Consider the following 7362-nt stretch of genomic DNA (forward strand, 5'->3'; position numbering starts at 1 on the left):
TCCTGCCGGAGGCCCCGGGCGTCCGACGCGCCTGTGCGGTACGTCAGTTGACGTTGACGGCGGCCCAGGTCGCGGCGACGGCGCTGTACTCGGCGCTGCTCGCGCCGTACAGGTCGGCGGCGGCCTTCAGGGAGCCGGTGCGGGCCGCCGCGTAGTTGGTGGTGGAGGTGAAGTAGGTGGTCAGCGCGCGGTACCAGATCTGCGCGGCCTTGTCCCGGCCGATGCCCGCGAGGGTCGAGTTGTTGTAGGTCGGGCTGTTGTAGTTGACGCCGTTGACGGTCTTGGCGCCGCTGCCCTCGGCGAGCAGGTAGAAGAAGTGGTTGGCCACGCCGGAGGAGTAGTGGACGTCCAGGTTGCCGACCGAGGACGACCAGTAGTCGGCCGAGCGGCCGTCCTTGGACGGCTGGTCCATGTAGCGCAGCGGCTTGCCGTCACCGTTGATGTTGATCTGCTCGCCGATCAGGTAGTCCGGCTTGTCGGCGGGCAGGTTGGCGTACCACTCGACCATGGTGCCGAAGATGTCCGAGGTGGCCTCGTTCAGGCCGCCGGACTCACCGGAGTAGTTGAGGTTCGCGGTGGCGGAGGTGACGCCGTGGCTCATCTCGTGGCCGGCCACGTCCAGCGCGGTCAGCGGGTGGGTGTTGCTGGCGCCGTCGCCGTACGACATGCAGAAGCAGCTGTCGCTCCAGAACGCGTTGACGTAGTTGGTGCCGTAGTGGACCCGGCTGGTGGCGCCGACGCCGTCGTTCTTGATGCCGTTGCGGCCGAAGGTGTTCTTGTAGAAGTCCCAGGTGGCCGCCGCGCCGTACTGGGCGTCCACCGCGGCGGACTCCGTGTTGGAGGCCAGGCCGTTGCCGAAGCTGTTGGTGGTGTTGGCGACCAGGGTGCCGGAGCCGGAGGTCTTGTTCTTCAGCGTGAAGGTGGACTGCCCGCCGCGGGTCGCGTCCTTCAGCTGGTAGGAGCTGCCGCTCTGGGTGGTGGTCAGCGGGACGGTGCCGACGAAGACGCCCTTGCCGGTGCCGGCGGCGGTCCGCACCTGCTCGTGGCTGGCGAGCACCTGGCCGCTCGCCGCGTCGGTGACCAGCAGCTGGCTGCTCGGGGTGCCGTCGGCGCGCAGGCCCTCGACCGTGGTGCGGTAGGCCAGGCGCGGGCTGCCGTCCGCGGCCCACACGACCAGCTCGGCCTTGCCGGTCTGGTGGACCTCGGTCAGCGGGGACTCGTCCTCGTCGACGGCGATGCCCACGGTGGACTGCACGGCGCCGGTCGCCTGGGCGGCGGCCTGGTCGGCGGGGATCTGCGGGGCGAGGCTGGGCAGGGCGATGGACGCGCCGGTGGCCTTGTCCACGGAGGTGGTCGAGCCGTCGGCCTTCTGGTGCACCACCAGGTCGCCGCCCAGGACCGGGAGGCCGGCGAAGGTGCGCTCGTAGCGCAGGTGGCGGGTGCCGTCGGCGTCCACCACGGCGTCCTTGGCCACCAGGTGCTCCTGACCGCCCAGGGCCAGGGCGTGCGCGACCTTGCCGGCCTGGCCGTTCGCCAGGGCTATCAGGTCGGCGCGCTGCTTCGCGGCCTGGGACTGCGGGGCGGGGTCCGCGACGGCTGCGGTGCTCACCTGGACGACACCGGTGAGCAGGGCGGTGGCGGAGAGTACGGCGACTGCGGCGAGCTTTCGCTTCACGAACGAGTCCTTCCGGGAAACCGCGAGCGGGCGCGGTCGCGCGGCGTTCCGGGGGCCGGGGACGGCACCTGAGGGGCGGAACGGGCGCTGACGTGCGGGTCCCCGTGCGGTCTGAGCGGCTTCGCCACCGGTGGGTGGGGGTGGTGGCTGCCGAACGGGGTTGGCCGAAAGCATGACAATCAAGCAAATCAAATGACAGGTCTTGCTCATGAATTGGCCAAGTCCCGCCACGGCGGAGGAATGTGAACGACCGGACAAAAAGGGCGAATCGCCCGGTCTCGCGGCGGGTTACCGTCCGAACCGACGCCTGCTGGCGCGGCGCCGGGTCGATCCGGGGTCAACCCCGGTGCGCCGGGAGCCCGTTGCCGCGCGTTCACACCGGCGCAATGTCCTGGTATGGACCTGGCCGTCCGATTGGCGGGTTCCCGCCACGTGTTGCGCTTGTCCACCATCAGGACGCCTGGTAGCACGCGTCCCGTCCGCCGGTACGGTAAGGAGGTGGCCAAGCCCCTCGCTCTCGACTTCGACCCGATCGCCCGCGCCGACGAGCTGTGGACCCGCCGTTGGGGCGGGGTCCCCTCGATGGCGGCGATCACCTCGGTCATGCGCGCCCACCAGATCCTGCTCTCCCGGGTGGACGCGGTGCTCAAGCCGTACGGGCTGACCTTCGCCCGCTACGAGGCCCTGGTGCTGCTGACCTTCAGCCGGACCGGCGAGCTCTCGCTCTCCAAGATCGGCGAGCGGCTCATGGTCCACCCGACCAGCGTCACCAACACCGTCGACCGCCTGGAGCGGGCCGGCCTGGTCGCCCGCCGCCCCAACCCGCTGGACGGCCGCGGCGTGCTGGCCGCGATCACCGGGCGCGGCCGCGAGGTGGTCGAGGAGGCGACCCGGGAGCTGATGGCGATGGAGTTCGGGCTGGAGGAGTACGACGCCGAGCAGTGCCACCAGGTGTTCGAACTGCTCAGGCCGCTGCGGATCGCGGCCGGCGACTTCACCGAGTCGCCCGAGGGGGCTGCGAAGGGCCGGGCGTGAAGGCGGCTACCCTCGTGTGAGCGGTGCGCGGATCCGGGCGTACCGGCGGACCGTGCCGAGCGAGGCGAGGAAGATCATGAAGGCGACCCCCCTGCTGGGCTGGTACCGGGCCCTGGCCATTGCGACCGGTACGGCGCTGCTGGTGTTCTGCGGCTTCATGGTCGCGAAGTACGGCTTCGACGCGGCCAAGGACGTGACCACGTACGTCGCGATGCTGCACGGCTACCTCTACATCGGGTACTTCGTGGTGACCTTCATGCTCGGGCAGAAGCTGAAGTGGCCGATGGGCCGGCTGGTGCTCACCCTGGCGGCGGGCTGCATCCCGTTCCTCTCCTTCGTCTTCGAGCGCAAGGTGGCCCGCGAGGCCGCCGAGCAGCTCCCGGCGGGCGGCGGCGCCCGCCAGCCGGCCGGCGTCTGAGCCGCCGGGCTCCGAGCCCCTGGCTCCGCGAGAGCGCCCCTTCCCCGACCGGGGGAGGGGCGCTCCGGCGTTCCCGGGCCCTTACGGGTGCGTTCGCGGGCCCTCCGGGCCGGAATCCGGGCCCTTCCCGACGGATTCCAGGGGCCGTGCGGGCGGGTTGTCCATCGACAAGTACTAGGACGTCCGAGTAAATTGTTAGGACGTCCTACTAGCTGTGCCGCCCCGTCGCCGTGGCGGCCGTACGGAGCGGAGTTCGGGGTCATGGACGCCGAGGAGATCGAGCGCGGCCGGCAGCGCTGGCAGCAGCGGTACGACAAGGCCCGCAAGCGCGACGCGGACTTCACCACCCTCTCCGGCGACGAGGTCGAGCCGGTCTACGGCCCGCCCGCCGGGCAGGCCTACGAGGGCTTCGAGCGGATCGGCTGGCCGGGCGAGTACCCGTACACCCGGGGCCTGCACCCGACCGGCTACCGGGGCCGCACCTGGACCATCCGCCAGTTCGCCGGCTTCGGCAACGCCCAGCAGACCAACGAGCGCTACCGGATGATCCTGGACGCGGGCGGCGGCGGCCTCTCGGTCGCCTTCGACATGCCCACCCTGATGGGCTACGACTCGGACGACCCGAAGTCGCTCGGCGAGGTCGGCCACTGCGGTGTCGCCATCGACTCGGCCGCCGACATGGAGGTGCTGTTCGACGGCATCCCGCTCGGCGGGGTCACCACCTCGATGACGATCAGCGGCCCGGCCGTGCCGGTCTTCTGCATGTACCTGGTCGCCGCCGAGCGCCAGGGCGTGGACCCGGCGGTGCTCAACGGCACCCTCCAGACGGACATCTTCAAGGAGTACATCGCGCAGAAGGAGTGGCTCTTCGCCCCCGAGCCGCACCTGCGCCTGATCGGCGACCTGATGGCCTACTGCGCCGAGGGCATCCCCGCGTACAAGCCGCTGTCGGTCTCCGGCTACCACATCCGCGAGGCCGGGGCCACGGCCGCGCAGGAGCTGGCGTACACCCTCGCGGACGGCTTCGGTTACGTCGAGCTGGGCCTGTCCCGCGGCCTGGACGTGGACGTCTTCGCGCCCGGCCTGTCCTTCTTCTTCGACGCGCACCTGGACTTCTTCGAGGAGATCGCCAAGTTCCGCGCCGCGCGCCGGATCTGGGCCCGCTGGATGCGCGAGCGCTTCGGTGCCAAGACCGACAAGGCGCAGTGGCTGCGCTTCCACACCCAGACCGCCGGCGTCTCGCTGACCGCGCAGCAGCCGTACAACAACGTGGTCCGCACCGCCGTCGAGGCGCTGGCCGCGGTGCTCGGCGGCACCAACTCGCTGCACACCAACGCCCTGGACGAGACCCTGGCGCTGCCCTCCGAGCAGGCCGCCGAGATCGCCCTGCGCACCCAGCAGGTGCTGATGGAGGAGACCGGCGTCGCCAACGTCGCCGACCCGCTGGGCGGTTCCTGGTACGTCGAGGCGCTGACCGACCGGATCGAGCAGCAGGCCGAGGCGATCTTCCAGCGGATCCTGGACAAGGGCCGCGAGGACCACGAGATCGGCCCGATCACCTCCGGCATCCTGCGCGGCATCGAGGAGGGCTGGTTCACCGGGGAGATCGCCGAGGCGGCCTTCCAGTACCAGCAGTCGGTGGAGAAGGGCGACAAGCGCGTGGTCGGCGTCAACTGCCACCCGCGCAGCGTCACCCCGGAGCTGGAGATCCTGCGGGTCAGCCACGAGGTCGAGCGCGAGCAGGTCCGGGTGCTGCGGGAGCGCAAGGCGGCCCGGGACGACGCGGCCGTCCGGGCCGGGCTGGACGCCATGCTGGCGGCGGCGCGCTCGGGCGAGTCGATGATCCCGCCGATGCTGGACGCGGTGCGCGCCGAGGCGACGCTGGGCGAGATCTGCAACGCGCTGCGCGAGGAGTGGGGGACGTACCAGGAGAACGCGATGTTCTGAGGCCGCGGCCGACGGCCGGGGCGCGGCGGAGCCGCCGTACGGGATCCCGTACGGCGGTTCCGCCGTGTCTCCGGCCGCGCTCTCAGCCCGCGAGCATCGGTCCGAGCAGCAGGTCGGTGAAGCGGCGGGTCCACTCCGGGGTGATCGGCTCGCCGCTGACCAGGACGCGGTGCTCGACGGTGCCCGCGATGGTGTCGAAGATGATGTCGACCTCCTCGCGGGCCGAGGTGTCGTCGATGTCCGCCTCCAGTTCGCCGCGCGCCTGGGCGGCCGCCCGGCCCTGGCGGACCAGCCGCTTCTGCGGGTCCACGATGGCCTCGCGGATCCGCCGCCGCAGCTGCGGGTCGCGGGTGCCCTCGGCGAACAGCGCGAGCAGCGCGGCCTGGGTCTCCGGGCGGGCCAGCAGGTCGGCGAACTGGGTCACCACGGCCTCGATGTCGGCCCGCAGGCTGCCGAGGTCGGGCATCACCAGCTCGTCGAAGAGGCTGGCGACGGCGTCCACCACGAGCTCGTTCTTGGACGGCCAGCGGCGGTAGAGGGTGGTCTTGGCGACCCCGGCCCGGCTCGCCACGTGGCCCATGGTCAGTCCGCCCCAGCCGAGTTCGGCCAGGGTCTCGCGGGTGGCGTCGAGGATGGCGAGGTCGGCGGCGGCGCTGCGCGGGCGGCCCTTGGCCCGGGTGGCGCCCGCGGGTGCCGGGCAGTCCTGGTGCGTGCCCTGCGGGCTCGCTGGGGGCTGGGCGGCCGGCACCGGGCCTCCTTGCGTTCTACTGGTAAGTAACTTGGGTGGGGCTGGTAACGGTAGCGACTGTTCGTCCGTTCGGGCAGCGGGGCACCCCGGGAAAGTGGGGCAGCTCACGTCCCCGAACCACCGGAGGGGCTTGCGGCCGGGGCACCGGCTCCAGTTACGCTACGACTCGTAGCGAAAGCAGTGACAACCAGGCGCCGCGTCCGTGGGACGGGAGCGGCGCGGGCGCGGGTGGGGATCCGCGCCGAACGGTCCAGGCTACCGGGGGAGGGGCACGGCGCCCGGGAATCCGCACCGCGCGGCCCGCGCGGGGCGACTTTCCGGAGGTTGGTGCCCGCGAGCAGCGCGGACGGGGGAGGATGGTGCCATGCAGCCACGGAATTCGCGTCTCAACAGCTCCGCCCTGCGCGGTGCGGTCGACCTCGCCGCAGTGAAGGCGGCCGGCGAAGCCGCCCAGAAGGCCGAGCAGGCCCGGGCCGAGCGGGCCCGTCAGGCGGCCGCCGCCGATGCGGACGGAGCCGCCCCCGCGCAGTCCGCCCACCAGCTCGTCATCGACGTCACCGAGGACACCTTCGAGGCCGAGGTCGTCCAGCGCTCCACCGAGGTGCCGGTCGTCATCGACTTCTGGGCCGAGTGGTGCGGGCCCTGCAAGCAGCTGAGCCCGGTCCTGGAGGGCCTGGTCGAGGAGTACGCCGGCCGCTTCGTGCTCGCCAAGATCGACGTGGACGCCAACCCGCTGCTCTCCCAGCAGTTCGGCATCCAGGGCATCCCGGCCGTGATGGCCGTGGTGGCGGGCCAGCTGGTGCCGCTGTTCCAGGGCGCGGAGAGCGCCGCCAACATCCGTCAGATCCTGGACCAGCTGATCCTGGTCGCCGAGCAGCGCTTCGGCGTGGCCGGCCTGGCCGGTGGCGCGGCCGCTCCGGGCGAGGCTCCGGCCGCCGCCCCGCAGCGCCCCGAGGACCCGGCGCTGTCCGCCGCGCACGACGCGCTGGACGCCGGCGACCTGGGCGGTGCCATCCAGGCCTACCGGAACGTGCTGGCCGACCAGCCGGGCAACACCGAGGCCAAGCTGGGCCTGGCCCAGGCCGAGCTGCTGAAGCGGATCGAGGGCCTGGACCTCCAGGCCGTCCGGGCGGCGGCCGCGGCCGACCCGAAGGACGTCGAGGTCCAGCTCAAGGCGGCCGACCTGGACCTGGTCGGCGGTCACGTCGAGGACGCCTTCGGGCGCCTGGTGGCCACCGTCGGGCGGACGGCCGGCGAGGACCGGGACACCGCCCGGCTGCGCCTGCTGGAGCTGTTCGAGGTGATCGGTCCGGAGGACCCGCGGGTCGTCGCGGCCCGTACGGCGCTGGCGCGCGTGCTGTTCTGAGCCCGCTCCGAGCCGGTTCCCGGTCCGTCCCGGACCCGTTCCGAGCCCGGATCGGGTCCGCTGCCTGGCACGGCGGATGACCTGCGGTGTCGCTGGTGATTTGGCGACAATCCGGTCAACTGAACAGAGGTTTACCAAATCTTGATTTCACCCGTGGGTGGTCACCTTGTGTG

Annotated in this window: 6 protein-coding genes; 4 read left to right on the forward strand and 2 right to left on the reverse strand. The window is 71.9% G+C overall.

Annotated elements, in window-relative coordinates:
- Window positions 1-43: 43 nt before the first annotated feature.
- The gene (locus ACFU6K_RS24850; RefSeq protein ID WP_380666491.1) at window positions 44-1675 is read right to left on the reverse strand and encodes a M4 family metallopeptidase; all 1632 of its coding nucleotides are present in this window, start codon (window positions 1673-1675) and stop codon (window positions 44-46) included.
- Between the two features lie 498 nt (window positions 1676-2173).
- On the opposite strand from ACFU6K_RS24850, the gene ACFU6K_RS24855 reads away from it, so the two are divergent.
- From ACFU6K_RS24855 to ACFU6K_RS24865, 3 genes are all read left to right on the forward strand, one after another.
- Window positions 2174-2710, forward strand: a complete 537-nt coding sequence (locus ACFU6K_RS24855; RefSeq protein ID WP_380666493.1) for a MarR family winged helix-turn-helix transcriptional regulator — start codon at window positions 2174-2176, stop codon at window positions 2708-2710.
- A 76-nt stretch (window positions 2711-2786) separates the two neighbouring features.
- Window positions 2787-3128, forward strand: coding sequence for a DUF3817 domain-containing protein (locus tag ACFU6K_RS24860; RefSeq protein WP_049651458.1), 342 nt, complete (start codon window positions 2787-2789; stop codon window positions 3126-3128).
- 261 nt (window positions 3129-3389) lie between these two features.
- On the forward strand, window positions 3390-5075 hold the full coding sequence (locus ACFU6K_RS24865) for a methylmalonyl-CoA mutase (RefSeq protein WP_049651459.1): 1686 nt from the start codon (window positions 3390-3392) through the stop codon (window positions 5073-5075).
- An 82-nt stretch (window positions 5076-5157) separates the two neighbouring features.
- On the opposite strand, the gene ACFU6K_RS24870 is transcribed toward ACFU6K_RS24865, so the two are convergent.
- Window positions 5158-5823, reverse strand: coding sequence for a TetR/AcrR family transcriptional regulator (locus tag ACFU6K_RS24870; protein ID WP_380666496.1), 666 nt, complete (start codon window positions 5821-5823; stop codon window positions 5158-5160).
- A gap of 364 nt (window positions 5824-6187) precedes the next feature.
- Between ACFU6K_RS24870 and ACFU6K_RS24875 the strand changes: the two genes are divergently transcribed.
- Window positions 6188-7189 (forward strand): tetratricopeptide repeat protein, encoded by a 1002-nt coding sequence (locus tag ACFU6K_RS24875; protein ID WP_380666498.1) that lies wholly within the window; start codon window positions 6188-6190, stop codon window positions 7187-7189.
- Window positions 7190-7362: the final 173 nt, after the last annotated feature.

This window comes from Kitasatospora sp. NPDC057512 (genome assembly GCF_042802135.1).
In the GTDB taxonomy this organism is placed as follows: Bacteria; Actinomycetota; Actinomycetes; order Streptomycetales; family Streptomycetaceae; genus Kitasatospora.

Coding starts and splice junctions, on each gene's coding strand:
- ACFU6K_RS24860 (WP_049651458.1), top strand. CDS start 2,787: ATGAAGGCGACCCCCCTGCTGGGCTGGTACCGGGCCCTGGCCATTGCG.
- ACFU6K_RS24865 (WP_049651459.1), top strand. CDS start 3,390: ATGGACGCCGAGGAGATCGAGCGCGGCCGGCAGCGCTGGCAGCAGCGG.
- ACFU6K_RS24875 (WP_380666498.1), top strand. CDS start 6,188: ATGCAGCCACGGAATTCGCGTCTCAACAGCTCCGCCCTGCGCGGTGCG.